Source organism: Occallatibacter savannae, assembly GCF_003131205.1.
GTDB lineage: Bacteria > Acidobacteriota > Terriglobia > Terriglobales > Acidobacteriaceae > Telmatobacter > Telmatobacter savannae.
Window position 1 is genome coordinate 207,813 of the sequence record NZ_QFFY01000005.1, and the last position, 14,010, is coordinate 221,822.

15 protein-coding genes are annotated in these 14,010 nt (G+C 58.6%); 8 read left to right on the plus strand and 7 right to left on the minus strand.

What is annotated here, in order from left to right:
- Positions 1-224 precede the first annotated feature (224 nt).
- Positions 225-989, plus strand: coding sequence for a hypothetical protein (locus tag DHV10_RS18780; RefSeq protein WP_109487932.1), 765 nt, complete (start codon positions 225-227; stop codon positions 987-989).
- 276 nt (positions 990-1,265) lie between these two features.
- Here DHV10_RS18780 and DHV10_RS18785 read toward each other — a convergent pair whose 3' ends face one another.
- Positions 1,266-2,324 (minus strand): hypothetical protein, encoded by a 1,059-nt coding sequence (locus DHV10_RS18785; RefSeq protein ID WP_162601665.1) that lies wholly within the window; start codon positions 2,322-2,324, stop codon positions 1,266-1,268.
- Positions 2,308-2,679 carry a PadR family transcriptional regulator gene (locus DHV10_RS18790; RefSeq protein WP_109487934.1) on the minus strand — a complete coding sequence of 124 codons (372 nt, stop codon included), beginning with the start codon at positions 2,677-2,679 and terminating at the stop codon, positions 2,308-2,310. Before DHV10_RS18790 ends, DHV10_RS18785 begins: the two co-directional genes overlap by 17 nt.
- A gap of 198 nt (positions 2,680-2,877) precedes the next feature.
- Between DHV10_RS18790 and DHV10_RS18795 the strand changes: the two genes are divergently transcribed.
- From DHV10_RS18795 to DHV10_RS18805, 3 genes are all read left to right on the plus strand, one after another.
- Positions 2,878-3,333 carry an MmcQ/YjbR family DNA-binding protein gene (locus DHV10_RS18795; RefSeq protein ID WP_239461924.1) on the plus strand — a complete coding sequence of 152 codons (456 nt, stop codon included), beginning with the start codon at positions 2,878-2,880 and terminating at the stop codon, positions 3,331-3,333.
- Between the two features lie 56 nt (positions 3,334-3,389).
- Positions 3,390-3,581 (plus strand): hypothetical protein, encoded by a 192-nt coding sequence (locus tag DHV10_RS18800; protein ID WP_109487936.1) that lies wholly within the window; start codon positions 3,390-3,392, stop codon positions 3,579-3,581.
- 320 nt (positions 3,582-3,901) lie between these two features.
- Complete coding sequence (locus tag DHV10_RS18805; protein WP_162601666.1) at positions 3,902-4,522, plus strand: outer membrane beta-barrel protein; 621 nt, start codon at positions 3,902-3,904, stop codon at positions 4,520-4,522.
- Positions 4,523-4,747: 225 nt separating this feature from the next.
- On the opposite strand, the gene DHV10_RS18810 is transcribed toward DHV10_RS18805, so the two are convergent.
- Positions 4,748-5,788, minus strand: coding sequence for a ScyD/ScyE family protein (locus tag DHV10_RS18810; RefSeq protein WP_204101468.1), 1,041 nt, complete (start codon positions 5,786-5,788; stop codon positions 4,748-4,750).
- Positions 5,789-6,123: 335 nt separating this feature from the next.
- Between DHV10_RS18810 and DHV10_RS18815 the strand changes: the two genes are divergently transcribed.
- Together DHV10_RS18815 and DHV10_RS18820 are read left to right on the plus strand one after the other, a co-directional pair.
- Positions 6,124-6,861 (plus strand): winged helix-turn-helix domain-containing protein, encoded by a 738-nt coding sequence (locus DHV10_RS18815; protein ID WP_109487939.1) that lies wholly within the window; start codon positions 6,124-6,126, stop codon positions 6,859-6,861.
- Positions 6,854-7,351 (plus strand): TolB family protein, encoded by a 498-nt coding sequence (locus DHV10_RS18820; protein ID WP_109487940.1) that lies wholly within the window; start codon positions 6,854-6,856, stop codon positions 7,349-7,351. Before DHV10_RS18815 ends, DHV10_RS18820 begins: the two co-directional genes overlap by 8 nt.
- 33 nt (positions 7,352-7,384) lie before the next feature.
- On the opposite strand, the gene DHV10_RS18825 is transcribed toward DHV10_RS18820, so the two are convergent.
- The 3 genes from DHV10_RS18825 to DHV10_RS18835 all read right to left on the minus strand — a co-directional run bounded on the left by DHV10_RS18825 (position 7,385) and on the right by DHV10_RS18835 (position 10,151).
- On the minus strand, positions 7,385-7,858 hold the full coding sequence (locus DHV10_RS18825) for a nuclear transport factor 2 family protein (protein WP_239461926.1): 474 nt from the start codon (positions 7,856-7,858) through the stop codon (positions 7,385-7,387).
- 83 nt (positions 7,859-7,941) lie between these two features.
- A complete protein-coding gene (locus DHV10_RS18830; protein ID WP_109487941.1) occupies positions 7,942-8,325 on the minus strand; it encodes a hypothetical protein in 384 nt (127 codons plus the stop codon).
- 86 nt (positions 8,326-8,411) lie between these two features.
- On the minus strand, positions 8,412-10,151 hold the full coding sequence (locus DHV10_RS18835) for an AAA family ATPase (protein ID WP_109487942.1): 1,740 nt from the start codon (positions 10,149-10,151) through the stop codon (positions 8,412-8,414).
- 607 nt (positions 10,152-10,758) lie between these two features.
- Between DHV10_RS18835 and DHV10_RS18845 the strand changes: the two genes are divergently transcribed.
- Complete coding sequence (locus tag DHV10_RS18845; protein WP_109487944.1) at positions 10,759-11,679, plus strand: hypothetical protein; 921 nt, start codon at positions 10,759-10,761, stop codon at positions 11,677-11,679.
- Between the two features lie 19 nt (positions 11,680-11,698).
- Here DHV10_RS18845 and DHV10_RS18850 read toward each other — a convergent pair whose 3' ends face one another.
- Positions 11,699-12,973, minus strand: a complete 1,275-nt coding sequence (locus DHV10_RS18850) for a GAF domain-containing SpoIIE family protein phosphatase (protein WP_109487945.1) — start codon at positions 12,971-12,973, stop codon at positions 11,699-11,701.
- Between the two features lie 197 nt (positions 12,974-13,170).
- On the opposite strand from DHV10_RS18850, the gene DHV10_RS18855 reads away from it, so the two are divergent.
- The gene (locus tag DHV10_RS18855) at positions 13,171-13,971 is read left to right on the plus strand and encodes an SDR family NAD(P)-dependent oxidoreductase (RefSeq protein ID WP_109487946.1); all 801 of its coding nucleotides are present in this window, start codon (positions 13,171-13,173) and stop codon (positions 13,969-13,971) included.
- Positions 13,972-14,010 lie beyond the last annotated feature (39 nt).

Genomic DNA, 14,010 nt, shown 5'->3' on the forward strand with positions numbered 1-14,010 from the left:
CAGAATTTCATCGTAGAGCATGACGGCGGAGTTGGCTGCAAAAAGCACCGGTGTGCGTCCAAAAGAAGTCAGTCGCGGTAAAGGTTGGTTTGGGTTCGGTTTGCGATAATTAAGGCAGGAAAATCGCGCGCGAGAATTTGCTCGGGTTTTTCGCTCGAGCGGTCAGCGTATTACCCCACGGATGAGTATCCGAGGGCATCCGTGTTGGAGGTAAGGAAAGTTCGATGTTTTCGTTTCGCCGTGCTGTAGCAACTCTGGCGTTTATCTCGCTTGTTTCTGGCGTCGCAGCGTTTGGCCAGGATTCCAGCACCAGTCAACCGACACAGGAGCAGACCCCGGCCCCGCAGGCGCCGGCTGCGCAGGGCGAAGGTCAGAAGCCGGGCCCGGTAAGCGTGCAAGGGCGCATTCGCGCGCGCAGAGAAGCCCGGCGAGTGCAGGCGATTCGCGACACCTACTCGCAGCGATACGAGCTCTTCATCGGATCTGGATACCAGCGTTTCAAGCCCGGTCCCGCACTGCAGAACGCGACGATGTACGCGTTCGATCTCGGGCTGACGCGGTGGTACAACGATCGGCTGGGGATCACGATTGACGGACGAGGCAATTACGGGACGGCCTTTGTAGGGCTGAACTTCAGCTCCATCACGCGTCCGGCGATCAGCACCTACGACTTCATGGCGGGCCCGGTGTACCGCTTCAAGCTACGGCCGAAGTACTCCATAGCGGGGCGGGTGCTCGGTGGCGCGGGGATGGGCAATTTTGAAGCGGATACAAACGGTTTTGGAAGGATCTGCCCGCCAGGACAGCAATGCCGGCTGTATCCAGACAGCACGACCTATGCGTTTTCCGCTGCGATTATCGGTGAAGCGAACTTGACGCCGAGCATCTCATTGCGGCTGGCCCCAGAGGCGATGGGAACGGGATTTGGCTCGTTCCAACGCAATCTTGGAGCGACGTTCGGGCTGGTTTATCGGTTCGGGAAACAGTAAGAGCAGTCGTCAGCGATCAGTTCTCGGTGATCAGTTAAGCGGCGCACCCACTGGGCGCGCCGCTTTTGTCATGGGTGCCAGTTGATGTAGCTGAAGAAGGGCTGGTCTGGTGGGGGGTGACTAGGATGCGTGTACGAGCGATACGAAAACGAGTCCAAGGATCATGCCAAGGAAGAGTGCATCTACGTAGCGGACGATTCGAGCGCGCATGGTTCCTCCTGTGAGGTGAGGTTTGCGAATAAGATTCGGTTCTTGACTGGTAGTTTCTGAGCCAGGTCAGGGGCGCACTTCAGGTCTGCGATAGATCTCCACTGCCCATCGGCCGATGTCGAAGGCCAACTGCAGGGCGACGATTGCGCACACTACGGAAAAGGCCAAGTACAGGCCGTAGTTGACCTGGTGCAGATTCTGACCGTAGTGCAGCTGGTCGGTTACAGGGTTTTTGAGTAGAACGTAGCGATGGTCAGTAACCGAAAGTAGAAAGACGATGGGGATGAGCCCGACAGCCTTGCTGACTATGCCGAGGAAGCGCGAGGGCCATTGCCAGGTGCCGCGGCCGAGCTCAACGCACTTCCATGCGATCTGCATGATGTTGACGGCGATGAGGAGCCAATAGAATGTCCACCATTCGGGCGCGAGCAGGAACGGTCCGGCCTCAAGGTAGGCAGCGCCGGGTCCCATGAGCAGGAACGGATGATGGGGAATGATCAGCAGCCAGCCCAGGAAGAGAACTCCCATCACAATCTCGATGACGATCTGCGTGAATGATCGCGGCTTGCCGGAGTGAGGTGCTTTCTCGAGCGGGGGGAGAGAACTGGGATTCCAGTTGCGGTTTACGCCGGGGATCTGCGCGCAGGTTTCTGGGTAGCGGCTGCGGGCGAAGTCGAACGCGGCAAATACGAGCGTGATCCATGCGGCGGTCTGAATGAGAATGCCGGGAGTGCGGAAGAGCGCATCGATAACAGCCTGCCCACCAGACTGCGTGAGCGGCGTGACAACGGCTGCAACGATCATGCAGACGATGAAGGCCCAGAGCAATGCGAGGCGCAGCACGTAGAAGTACATGGGGAAGAGCGTCGGGCCGATCAGGTATTGCTGGGGTTGGTAGCGCGAGGCGACGACGAGGGGGTGACCCATCTTGCGCAGGAAGTCATCGAACTCGCCCTGGGTGAGGGGACGGTTGAGTTCGGACTCGCGGTCTTCGATCTGCGACTCCATGTTGGCGCGGAGTTCGGCGATGATGTCGTCCTGACGGCGGAACGGCAGGTATTTTCTGACGGCCTGCAGGTAGCGATCGAGGAGTTCCATAGTGGTGTCCTTACTGGTTGTCGGCATGGGGAGCGACCTTTTCTTGAGCGGCGTCGAGGATGCGGGAAATCGAGGCGTTTATCGCGTTCCACTCGTCCAGGAGGCGAGCGAGAATCTGTTCGCTATCGGGTGAGAGGCGGTAAAAGCGTTTGTTGCGCTTGTCTTCTTCGCGCCATTGGCTGACCAACAGCCCTTGGGTTTCGAGACGGCGGAGGAGGGGGTAAAGAGTGCTTTCGTCGATTTCAAGTCCCCGCTCGGCAAGGTCTTTGCGGAGTGTGTAGCCGTAGTGTTCCTGCCGGAGCTGAGCGAGGACGGCGAGGGTAAGGCATCCGCGCCGGAGCTCGAGCCGGAGGTTCTCAAAGGTGTTTTCGGCTGCGGACATTAATTGCGCCCTCGTACTGTACTTCACATACTGTATGTCGCATAGTGTGTGATGTCAAGTGGAATGATTAAGGATCAGAGATAAGGGTCAGATTCAGATCGGGCAGGGAGCAAGAAAAGGGAGCAGCAAACATAAGACGGACATCAGTTCGGGGCTACACTCTCGGGCATGGATAACGAGCGGGTTAGAGAAATCTGCATGGGCCTGCCGCATGTGGCGGAGACGCTGAACTGGGGGCACTACCTGGTGTACTGGGCCGCAGACCGGGAGATCGGGGGGAAGATGTTCGCGATGACGGACCTTGATGGAACGGGCGCGGGAGTGCTGATGTTTCACTGCGGGGCGGAGCGGTATCACGAGTTGCTGGAGAGCGATGGGGTCGTGCCGGCTCCTCACCTGGCGAGAGCGCACTGGGTGATGCTGGAGCGGTGGGATGCACTGAGACCGCGCGAGATCGAGGCGGAGTTGAGGCGGGCTCATGCACTGACGCTTGAGAAGCTGCCGCAGCGGACCAGGACGTTACTTGAGTTGGTGGAAACGGAGCGGAAGAGGGTGATCCGGGACCATAGGGCGGCGCGAGCGGGAACTGGAGAGAAGCCGGCAAAGTCAGGAGCGGCCGCCGGCCGCAAGAAGACTGCAACGGTGAAGAAGTAACGGAACTGTACGGCGCCACTCGACGTATGTGTGGTTGACCGAGTTTGGGGGACGCTATGATCAAGTTTCTGTTGTGGTGCATTCTGCTGGTAATGTGCTGGCCCCTGGCGCTGCTGGCTCTGATTGCATACCCGATCGTGTGGCTGCTGCTCATCCCGTTTCGGATCGTGGGGATCGCGGTCGGCGGAGTGCTGGAGTTGGTGAGCGCGATCATCTTCCTGCCGGTGCGGATGCTGCGGGCGATCTAGGGCATATATTGAAACGCCCACTCATCGCGCGGTGAGGCCGCGCGATGAACGCGCAGAGTATCGGCCGTCAATTGGGCACAGCCACGCGCTAATCTGGCAGCCCGGCATGACGCAGATGGTTGAGATTGGACGTCGGTAATCACTCAACTAAACCTCTGCAGGCCACCTTGGGACGACTTCTGCGTCCATAGAGGGTTAAGGCACGTGACCGGATACGGATTAGGTACGTTTCTGGACAATCCGGGCACGTATTCGGGCCCTCGCGAGCGCTCCCCTATTCCGCGCATGATCGCGAGAAAAGCATCCAAGAGGAGATGAAAATGCGGACATTCTTTCTTCGAGCATTCCTGCTTCTTGTCGGGTTGTGCATGATGAGCCTTTCGGGGTCTGCGCAGACGGACTTGGGGCTGAGCCTGTACGGGGCGTTCAGCGGACGCACGACCGGGAACGGAACGGTTGAGAGCCCGGCGAACTCGGCAGGCGGCATCATCGAGCTGCGGCACATCTCGAATCCGCTGGTGGGGTATGAGGCGACCTACTCCTATAACCGCGCCAACCAGACGTATTCACGTCCGGCAGGCACGGCTACGTGCGCGATTGGAGTGCCATGCACGCCGGAAACGGTGAGGGCGAATGCGCACGAGATCACGGCGGACTGGCTGGTCTCGGTGCACGTCGCGAATCTGCGGCCCTTTGTTCTGGGCGGCGCAGGGTTGCTGTTGAATCAGCCGGACAGCAGCCAGACGAACACGAGTACCTCGACGAAGGGCGTGTTCGTTTACGGCGCGGGGTTGGACTGGGGAGTGTTCCCGCATTTGGGACTGCGGTTTCAATACCGTGGAAATCTCTACAAGGCGCCGGATCTGACCAAGCTGTATACGTCGACCGATCGATTTACGCACACGGCGCAGCCGATGATTGGGGCGTATTTCCGCTTTTAGAGGCTAGCTCTCAGCCTTCAGCTTTCAGCTCTCGGGAAATCAACCGGTGAACATTTTCTCCCGTACGACGTGACGTGCACGCGTCCACCATGGGTTCAAGGATGCTGTGCGGTGTTAAAGGGCCCGGTGGAGGCGTGGTGAAGGCCGCGAGCGAAAAAATCCATGACGCGCTCGTGCGTTCTGGGGCAGAGCGCGTCATGGTTTGGAGGACTGTCAAGTCGTCGACTAGTCGACGGGCGGCACCGTGATTCTGACGATCTGGCCGAGGCCGATCGGGGGAGGGCCGAAGCCGACGTTCGAGACATAGAGAGCGCCGTCTGGTCCAAAGGTCATCCCGGTGGGCAGGAAGAGGCCGGTCGCGATCTCTTGCAGATTGCCGTCAACCACTCTGAGAACCTTGCCGGTGCCGGGCGTGGGGAAGAGATTGCCGGTTGTGTTTTCCAGGATGTACATATAGCCGTCGTGATCGAAAGCGACGCCGAGCACGGTGGTGAGGCCGGTGACAACTGTCTCAACCTGGCCGCTGGGCGTGATCTTGAGAATCTTCGATGATCCTTCCTGGATGGGGAACGGGTTGAGATTCCCGACATAGAAGTTGCCGTGATAAGCGACTGCCGCGGGGACGATGTGGCCCTGCGTAGCGGAGATGTCGGCGATTCGCGTAATCGTTCCGTCGAGCGAGATCTTGTCAATTTCGCCGTGGTTGGCTTCAACGGCATAGAGCGCGCCGCGGACGGCGACCATGCTGTACCAAGTGCCATCGGGTTCAAAGTCGTCGGGGTCGGGGACGGCAACGGGGTTAGCCTTCTGGAAAGCCGAGAGGTCGGCAACCATGGTCCAGGTGTTGTTCGAGTTGATTTTGAAGATGCCGTTGGTTGTGCCTTCGAGGGCGTGAGAGCAGCCGGATCCGCCTGTAACTGCGTAGAGAGTGTTCCCGATGAACTTGATGTCTGCTACGCCGCTCACCAGGTTGCCCTGATTGGTCTGGCTGGAGGGGAGTCCGTCGATCACGGTCATGCGACTTCCGTGTGAGTCGATCTTTGAGATCCGAGAGGTGTAGCCTCCCGTGTAAGGTCCGATGGGATCCGGGACCTGTTCACAGGTGCCGACCGTGGAAGTTTTCCCGGCAGCGCCGCCTTCGGCTACGTAGAGGAGACCGTCGGAGCCGAATGTGAGGCCGCGTGGGTTGTTTAAGCCTGTGGCATAGACGCTAACGTTGGGGGAAGGGCCCTGGGCAACGGCGAGAACCGCACACACGAGCGCCATTAAGGCAAAACCTGCACATGTTTTCAATCGACAGAACCGACTCATCTCGACCTCTCGTTTTGACAAGAATTTGTTGCTCACCGAGGACCGGGTGGTGAAGTTTACGGGCTGGGTCGAGATTGCAGACTCGGCTGCTCGTTTGAACGTCCTGAGAAGCAAGGAGATGGCGCGAAGCTAAGCGCAGCATGGCGGAGATGGCAATGGAGGACAGGTGAAGCGGAGATAAAGGAGGGGTGAACCCGGAAATCCTTTCAAAGCCTACAGATCCGTGGTACACCGTTGGTTAGGTTTTCCCCTTCGACGACTTCTAACAAGTGAGTTTTGTGCCGGGACCCGTGTTTCAATTCGGTGACTTCGAACTGGACTGCGCGAGATTTCAGCTTTCGCGCAAAGGACGCGCGCTGCGCATCGAGCGAAAACCGATGGAATTGCTGATGCTGCTGGTGACACGCCGGGCGCAGCTTGTGACGCGGGCAGAGATCGCCGAGAAGCTGTGGCCGAAAGACGTGTTTGTGGATACCGATCACGGAATCAACACGGCGGTGAGGAAGCTACGGCAACTGCTGAAGGACGATGCGGACATTCCTGTCTACATTCAGACCGTGACGCGGATGGGGTACCGTTTTATCGCGCCGGTGGAGTCAGATTGCGAAGTACAAACTGCCCATCGGTCAGAGCAGACGGAGCCGATCGCACATGCCAACTCGTCGCCAGAGGCCCTAGTGCCGAAGCCGGCGGCTGCTCCGGTTTCAGTGCCGAAGCCGTCGGCTCGTTGGGGGTGGATTTCGGCGATGGGACTGCTGTCTGTCTTCGGCGCACTGTTTGCGGGCCGGCTGCACCGGACTGACTTCACACCCATGCGGATTACCCACAGTCTTCAGCTCACGAGCGATGGGCGCGAGAAATTCCCCATGGTGGCCACCGACGGAGTGCGGGTGTACTTCGCCGAGGTGGTGAACGGGCATTGGGCATTGTCGGCTGTTCCGGTGGCCGGCGGAGAACCGGTCGCTCTTCCGCTTCCATTTGCCGATGCGCAACTGTTGAGTATTTCGCCGGACAGATCTGATGAATGATTACAACGCAAGCTGGTCTCCCGATGGTAAATCGGTCTTATTCACTTCAGATCTAGCTCCGGCGCTCCCGCACCTTGAGATATTCAATATCGAAACTCGCCAAGCATCAGTGGTTCCAGGATCGGAGGGCTCATGGTTGGCGCGGTGGTCTCCGGATGGGAAGCATTTGGCTGCTCTGAGCGTTGATGGCGAGCTGAAGTTGTTTGATGGGAAGAGCAGCACATGGAACAAGGTTAGAAATGACGTCAACGGGCTCGCTTGGTCGCATGACAGCCGGAGCATGTATGTGATTAGAGAAAAGCCAACCCCCGCCATACTCCGCCTGTCCCTAGCGGGCAAAAAAGAGCAGGAGGTAGCGAGCCTTAAAGAGGTGCAGATTTCCGATACCGTCGGCGTACCGCTATTTGTTACTCCGCGAGATGAGCCGCTGATCCGACAACAGACCGCCCTTGAGACAGAGATCTACGCTTTGTTCTGGGACCCGCAATGACGGTGTGGGATGTGCGGCATTTCTGTGCGATGACTAATTGCATTTGACGCGATTGTCCTGCGACGCGATGATCTGCCATTTGTCATTGCGTTTGAGCCATGTATCGGTCCAGATCTGGCAGACCTTCGCGTCGGGGCGAGTTTTGTCTTTACCGGTGGCGTGCTCGCTGCCGTAGACGATGGCGAGCGTGTTGGAAAAGAAGCGCACTGTTGTCTTGTCGAGTCCGCAATTGCGGGCTGAGCGGGGTGCTTTTTCATCGCGGAGTTCGTCGGACTTGGTGAAGCGGGCGCCAGTCGTGGATGTGCCCTGAAAATCATCGGCAAGGAGGTCTGATACGACGCCGTTGTCCACGCAGACCCCTTCGGCCCATTTGCGTTCCATATCGATCATGTACTGAGCGGTTTTGTCGTCTGGCGAGGCCCAGTGGCTTTGCTGGGCGAAGCCAAAGGTGGACTGGAGCGCAGCGGCGATCGTCACGAGGACGGAAACAAGATGCATCTTTCGCATGGGCGAATGATACAGCGCGAACGGGCGGCTCCAATAGCGGAAGCCGCCCGTTCGGTTTGCACTGCCTCGGGGGAGGGCAGAAGCTACTGTCCGCCGGATTCGCGCTCCATATCGATGGACCGTTGCTGGTCGATGCGGGGCGTGATCTTCGATCCGTACTGGACAGACTGAAGCACATGGGTGCCGTTACGGTCGTCGAACTTCAACGCAATCTTCCTGTCGTATTCGGAAGGGCCGGGAGTCAGAAGCCATGTGTAGCTCTGGTTCGAATCGAGGCTACTCAGGGTGACGAAGCCGCTGCTCGACTCGTGAACGAGATGATAGCTGCCGGCGGGGAGCATCTTCCCGGCAACGCTGAAATTGAAGGGCACGTTAATTCTTGTCGCTGCCATGGCGCAGTTGCCTGCGAGCGCCACCGCGACGCCAGCTGCCGATGCCAGGATAACTTTTCGGAAAATCGATCGCATGATGTGTGAACCTCCTTGCCGTATTCACACGTTAGCGATGCTAGAGAATTTAGTCGTCAAGCTTTCGTCCAGATAACGTCAAATCTTCAGCCAGCTTTTTGCTGCGTCGCCGCGCTCTCGCTGAGGGAACGCAATTCGTTTTTGACTTCGTTAACCACGGCGGCGCGATCGGGCTCTGGGAGATTTTCGGCGAGGCCCAGAGCGTGATGCAACAACTGCGTTGATTCCTGATACGCACATCTCTGTTGCGCGTGCAGTGCGCCCAAGCGGAGTGCGCAGACGGTTCTCTGCCAGTTTCCGGCAGCCTCGAAGTGCATTGCCAGTTCGGTTGCAACGACACCTTCGCGTCCCGCGAAGAGCGCCTTCAGTCGCTCGGCGATGCGCGTGTGACCCTTGGCGCGGCGGCTTGTGGTTTGCCGAGCATAGAGCACTTCACGATAGAGCTCGTGCGCGAAAGTATAGAAGTCGGAGCGCGTGCCGTCGGGAAGATCGTCGTGACCAGCGCGCCGCACGAGACCGGTGCGACGCTCGATGGTGTCACAGATGTCGTTGACGGTTTCAGGATCTTCTTCGAGGGCTGTAGCAACGGACCACACCGGGAAGGCGACGCTCATCAGACTGGCGGCTTCGAGAACCCTCTGCTCCTGGGGGCTGAGCCGGTCGATCTCTAATTCGATGAGTTGCGCCAGGTTCTGAGGAAAGCTGATTTCGAGATGGGAAACGGAGCCTGTCTTATGCCACTTTACTTCGCGTCCGTCGCCGCTCTGTACTATCCATCGCTCCGCGATCATGTGGTCGAGGAGAGCGTTGAGGAAGAGCGGATTGCCGCCGGAGCGCTGATAGACGAAATCGCTGAAATATGGAGGCGGATCCAACTCACCGAGTTTACGACTGAGGAGGCGCCTGGCTGCATCTTTGGAAAGTGGTTCGAGCGCGATCTCGGTGCACAGTTGTCTGATGAGCAGATCCTGCTTTACGGACCTCAATGCGAATGTCGTTGACGAGTGTTGAGGGCGATAGGTCGCCAGAACCACCAGCTTTGCTGGAGCGCTGCGCCTGGCAAGAGCAGAGATCAAGTGAAGGGTAGCTTCATGCGCCCACTGAAGGTCTTCGATGACGAGCACGAAGAGTTTATCGCGAGCGAACTCTTCCAGAGCCTCGCAGAGCTCACCCGGACGGTCGTGAAATGTACGCGGACGCGTAGAGTCAGGCGACGATATGCCCTCGTGATCGGGCAACAGCATGGATTGCCCAATTGCTTCGATGATGGCGTAGTACGGTTCCTTTTCGCTGACGCCCTCGACACAGTGGCCGGCAACCATGCACATGGGAGACAAGCTACGAAAGTTCTGGACTATCGCGGTTTTGCCGATGCCAGCTTCTCCGGTGATGAACACAACTTGCCGCTGTCCGGCTGAAGCGTTCCGAGCAGTGGTCAGGAGCCGGCGCAATTCGTCGTCACGACCGAAGAGATCAACTGCAGCAGTAGAAATCGTGCCAGGAGACGGGGATGGAGCTGGGCCGTCGTTCACCGCTGCGATAAAGCTGTAACCGCGTTTCGGGACGGTCTGGATGAATCTCGGCTGTCTCGCGTCGTCGTCCAGAATTTTTCTGAGTTCGAGAACGTAGGTCCGCAGTACCTGTGGCTGCACGTAGGTCTCAGGCCAGAGCGCATCGAGCAGTTCGTCATGCGTGATGAGGCGGTTAGGATTTTCGACCAGGTAGCGCAAGACTGCGAAGGGCTTGCTGGCGAGTGGAATCTGCCGGCCCTGGTGCCAGAGGCACTCGTTAGCCGTGTCCAGCGCGAACGGTTCGAATCGCTTCATTAGCAGGAAACCCCGGGGAAGGTGAATTCCAACACTTCGAATAGCAATTGACTTTCCAATTGGAAACGGGCCCTGAAGTCGCTACTACTCCTGACTGCTGTGAATGATGACACCGCAGACGGAGAATAAGTGCCTACGGCGTTCATTTCCGAACACTGGTGTCCTCACACGAACAGTTCATGGTGACGGATATCTTCGACGCCAAGATCAGATCTCAACATCGAATGAAGCAGTGCATGTTGGATGAGAGCTGATCGATAAGGTCGCTTTAAGTTCCGCGAAGCGGAAACGGCGGAACAAATGCAACCGAAGTTGCGACGATCTGCGGATAAGAACGTGAGTGAGGCTACTGCAATCTCGTCACATTTCACAAAGATTCCTCAAACGGGGTTAACCGCGTTACGTCATCTTCGTTGTAAGAGCAAGGAAGATGATTTGCAGTTCCTTGACCCGCTTCAAGCCTGATCGCCGCACGAGAGGCGATCCCGATCCGAATTTTTTCGAAACATCTTTACGGGTCAGAACAGTTCTGCAATCAAACGTTACAAAGCGTAACGTTACGAATTGTAACGTAGTGGCTGCTGCATTGATCGTCTGGAGGAGAATCATGTCTGGTCGACGCGCCATCAATTGCGTTCTCGTTGTTCTGCTGTTTTGCGCTGAAGCTGCCGTCGGAGTGCGAAGCGATCCGCGGCTGCTGCAGCTTGTTCCTCCGCAGAGCCGGCTGGTGGCGGGGACCTCGCGCGCGGCTGGACAGGGCACGACCGGCAGTTTTATGGTGCTCACGGCCGAGAACAAGATTGATTTGAAAGATTTTTATGCCCTGACGGGCGGGGACGCGTCACGCCGGTTGAGCGGGATGGTGTTTGTGTCGGGTGCTCGTGGCGAATCTGGAGAAAATGAGCACAGCCTGCTGGTGAGTGGTCACTTCGATCAGAAGGCGATCTTCAGATTTGACGATGCGGGTGCGAAGCGGGTGAGCTATCGAGGTGTTGCGGTGCTGGTGGTGCCGCCCTTCGCGCGAGAACGCGAGTCGTTCGTGGAAACACGTTGGCTGGCCATTCTCGATGAGGAGGTAGCAGTGTTTGGATCGGCGGAGAGTGTGCGCGCCGAAGTCGACAGGTGGGTAGAAAAGAGTACTCCGGACTCGCTGATTGCTGATCAGCTTCGCGGGCTCGAAGGGATGGATGATTCGTGGTGTCTGCTGCTGGCGTGGGATCGGCGGCGGGTTGCAGAGGGCGCCTTGCGAAAGCTGGACGAAAGGCTCGGCGCAGTGGAGTACGGCCCGGGCATGTTGAGCTGGGGGATCAAGTTCGGGCGAAAGATCGAGATCGCCGTGAGAACGACGCCGTTTCGCGATGCTCCGGAAGAGATGGAGTTAAGGGAGAGAGCGGCGGCCAGCCACTCCTTCTCATTTCTGCCGAGTGCAGGCCAGAGCTCTCACATCATTGTGAAGGTTTCGCGCGGCCGCTATGAAGAATGGATCCGGGAGAGTGCTCCGCCAGATCCGATGCTGCCGGGCCGCTGATGCAGTGAAAGCGTTCAGATCAACGGCTGCGGATCAGCAGTGCAGTGGCGTCGTCCGTGTGCTGCGAACCGTGACCAAATTTCTGTACTTCGGCGATGAGGCTGTCGACGCATGCTTCGGGTTGAACGAAGTGTTCAATGAGGCGGGCGGGGCCATACTCTTCGTTGGTGGCGTTCATGGCTTCGGTGATGCCGTCGGTGTAGAAGAGGAGCCGAGTACCGGGGCCGAGGGTGATGGTGGTCTCGGGATAGGATGATGCACCGAGGCCGAGGGGCAGGCCAGTGTCTAGATCGAGAAAGGCGCAATGGCCGTTGATGACAAGAGGCGGCAGGTGCGCAGCGCTGGATACGGTGATCTGGCGCGTCGAGGCGTCGAGGATTCCGTATACCATGGTGACGAACTTGCCAGTAGGGAAGTCTTCTGTGAGCGACCGGTTCAAGTGCTCGAGGGTCTGAGCAGGCGATGTGTAAAGCGGAGCGATGGAGCGGAGCAGGGCACGCGTTGCGGACATCAGCAACGCGGCGGGCATGCCTTTGCCGGAGACATCGGCGAGCGCGATGCCGTAGCGCTGATTGCCGAGGTCGATGAAATCAAACCAGTCGCCAGCGACGGCTCCAGCGGGATGCCATGCGGTTTCGAATGCGAAGCCGGGCACGAGAGGTTGAGGTTTGAGGAAGAGGGCACGCTGCATGGCTCGCGCTTCTGCGTGTTCGCGCTCGAGACGTTCGCGTTCGACGCGCTCGTTTTTGAAAAGACGCGCGTTCTGGACTGAGATGGCGATGTGGCCGGCGAGGGCTTCAAGGATCTGGAGCTGGTCATCAGAGAAGGCGTCAATTTCGCAGTGTTCGATGCAGAGGGCACCGATGAGTTCGCCGTCGGCTTTCAGGGGAATGCTGACCGACGAACGTGTCTCAGGTTCGCAGGGAATGTAGTAGGGGTCTTTGGAGACGTCGGGCGCGTAACGCATTTTGCCGGTTGCGGCGACGTGTCCGACCATGCCTTCCTTACCGATTTTGAGGCGGGAGCCGAGCTTGTTCTTGGTGCAGCCACGGACGCCGGACAGGACGAGCTCGTTCGAATTTCGATCACGGAGCCAAACGTCGACTTCGACATTGCCGATCGAGGTAGCGAGGTCGTTGACGACGCGGTCCAGGAGGCAATCGAGATCGAGTGTGGAGGCGACGAGGTATGTGGCGCGCTGCAGCTTCATGAGAACTTGCGAGAACTCGCAGGAAGACTGCACACGAGGAGGAAAGGCGTGCGTGGCCTGGACGGTTGCTGGGAGTGTGGCCATAAAGGCTCCCTCTGCCCAGGGGTGGGCTGGGTATTGGATGGGGAGGGAGAAAGGGAGATGCAGAATGTTCGAGCTTCCAGCTTCTAGCTGTTGGCTGAGCTTGCGGCTTTTTGGGTTTGTCAGCGCTAAAGAGCCCGATCGGGGGCAAGGGATACATCGAATGGACAGCTGGGACGGTGAGGTTTTAGGTTGGGCTTATGGCTGGTGTTTCTTTAGCGATGGATGGGAAGGTGGCGCTGGTCACGGGCGGATCGCGCGGGATTGGCGCCGAGACGGTGCGGCTGTTTTCGGCCGCCGGCGCGCGGGTGGTCTTCAGCTACAAGCAGGCGAAGGAGCTGGCGCTGACGCTGATGGATGAGTGCGGGGGGCCGAGCCGGTGCGTGCCGATCGAGCAGGACTTGAGTTCTCCCGCAGATGGACGAGCGCTGGTGGGAGCGGCGATCAAGGCTTTCGGGCGGCTGGACGCGCTGGTGGTAAACCATGGAGTTTGGCCGAGCGACGATGCTCCGATCGAGATCATGACGGAGGAGCAATGGCGCAGCACGATTGCGATCAATCTGGACTCGGTGTTCGGGCTGGTGCAGGCGGCGGTGGTGCAGATGCAGCTGCAAGGTCCGCCACCGACAGTTGAGGACGGGCCGAAGGGGCATATCGTGCTGATCAGCTCCACGGCGGGGCAGCGGGGCGAGGCTCTGCATGCGGACTACGCCGTGACGAAAGGCGCGCTGATCAGTCTTACGAAGAGCCTGTCGAGCGAGCTTGCCCCGCGCGGAATTCTCGTGAATTGTGTGGCTCCGGGATGGGTGGCGACGGATATGTCAGCTGGAACGCTGGGCGACCCGCTTCTGGGTGCGAAGATCAGGGCGGGGATTCCGGTCGGACGCGTTGCTTCTGTTAAAGAGATCGCTGGGCCGGTGCTCTTTCTGTGCACGCCGATGGCCGGGTTCATCTCGGGCGAGGTGCTGAACGTGAATGGAGGAGCGGTGCTGGTTGGGTAAAGGCAGGATTAGGGAACTGGGATTAACAAGAGCGGGTTC

Excerpts from the sequence above, each read along its gene's own strand:
- DHV10_RS18780 (WP_109487932.1), top strand. The coding sequence starts at position 225 with ATGTTTTCGTTTCGCCGTGCTGTAGCAACTCTGGCGTTTATCTCGCTT.
- DHV10_RS18785 (WP_162601665.1), bottom strand. The coding sequence starts at position 2,324 with ATGCCGACAACCAGTAAGGACACCACTATGGAACTCCTCGATCGCTAC.
- DHV10_RS18790 (WP_109487934.1), bottom strand. The coding sequence starts at position 2,679 with ATGTCCGCAGCCGAAAACACCTTTGAGAACCTCCGGCTCGAGCTCCGG.
- DHV10_RS18795 (WP_239461924.1), top strand. The coding sequence starts at position 2,878 with ATGGGCCTGCCGCATGTGGCGGAGACGCTGAACTGGGGGCACTACCTG.
- DHV10_RS18800 (WP_109487936.1), top strand. The coding sequence starts at position 3,390 with ATGATCAAGTTTCTGTTGTGGTGCATTCTGCTGGTAATGTGCTGGCCC.
- DHV10_RS18805 (WP_162601666.1), top strand. The coding sequence starts at position 3,902 with ATGCGGACATTCTTTCTTCGAGCATTCCTGCTTCTTGTCGGGTTGTGC.
- DHV10_RS18810 (WP_204101468.1), bottom strand. The coding sequence starts at position 5,788 with ATGGCGCTCGTGTGTGCGGTTCTCGCCGTTGCCCAGGGCCCTTCCCCC.
- DHV10_RS18820 (WP_109487940.1), top strand. The coding sequence starts at position 6,854 with ATGAATGATTACAACGCAAGCTGGTCTCCCGATGGTAAATCGGTCTTA.
- DHV10_RS18825 (WP_239461926.1), bottom strand. The coding sequence starts at position 7,858 with ATGCGAAAGATGCATCTTGTTTCCGTCCTCGTGACGATCGCCGCTGCG.
- DHV10_RS18830 (WP_109487941.1), bottom strand. The coding sequence starts at position 8,325 with ATGCGATCGATTTTCCGAAAAGTTATCCTGGCATCGGCAGCTGGCGTC.
- DHV10_RS18835 (WP_109487942.1), bottom strand. The coding sequence starts at position 10,151 with ATGAAGCGATTCGAACCGTTCGCGCTGGACACGGCTAACGAGTGCCTC.
- DHV10_RS18845 (WP_109487944.1), top strand. The coding sequence starts at position 10,759 with ATGTCTGGTCGACGCGCCATCAATTGCGTTCTCGTTGTTCTGCTGTTT.
- DHV10_RS18850 (WP_109487945.1), bottom strand. The coding sequence starts at position 12,973 with ATGGCCACACTCCCAGCAACCGTCCAGGCCACGCACGCCTTTCCTCCT.
- DHV10_RS18855 (WP_109487946.1), top strand. The coding sequence starts at position 13,171 with ATGGCTGGTGTTTCTTTAGCGATGGATGGGAAGGTGGCGCTGGTCACG.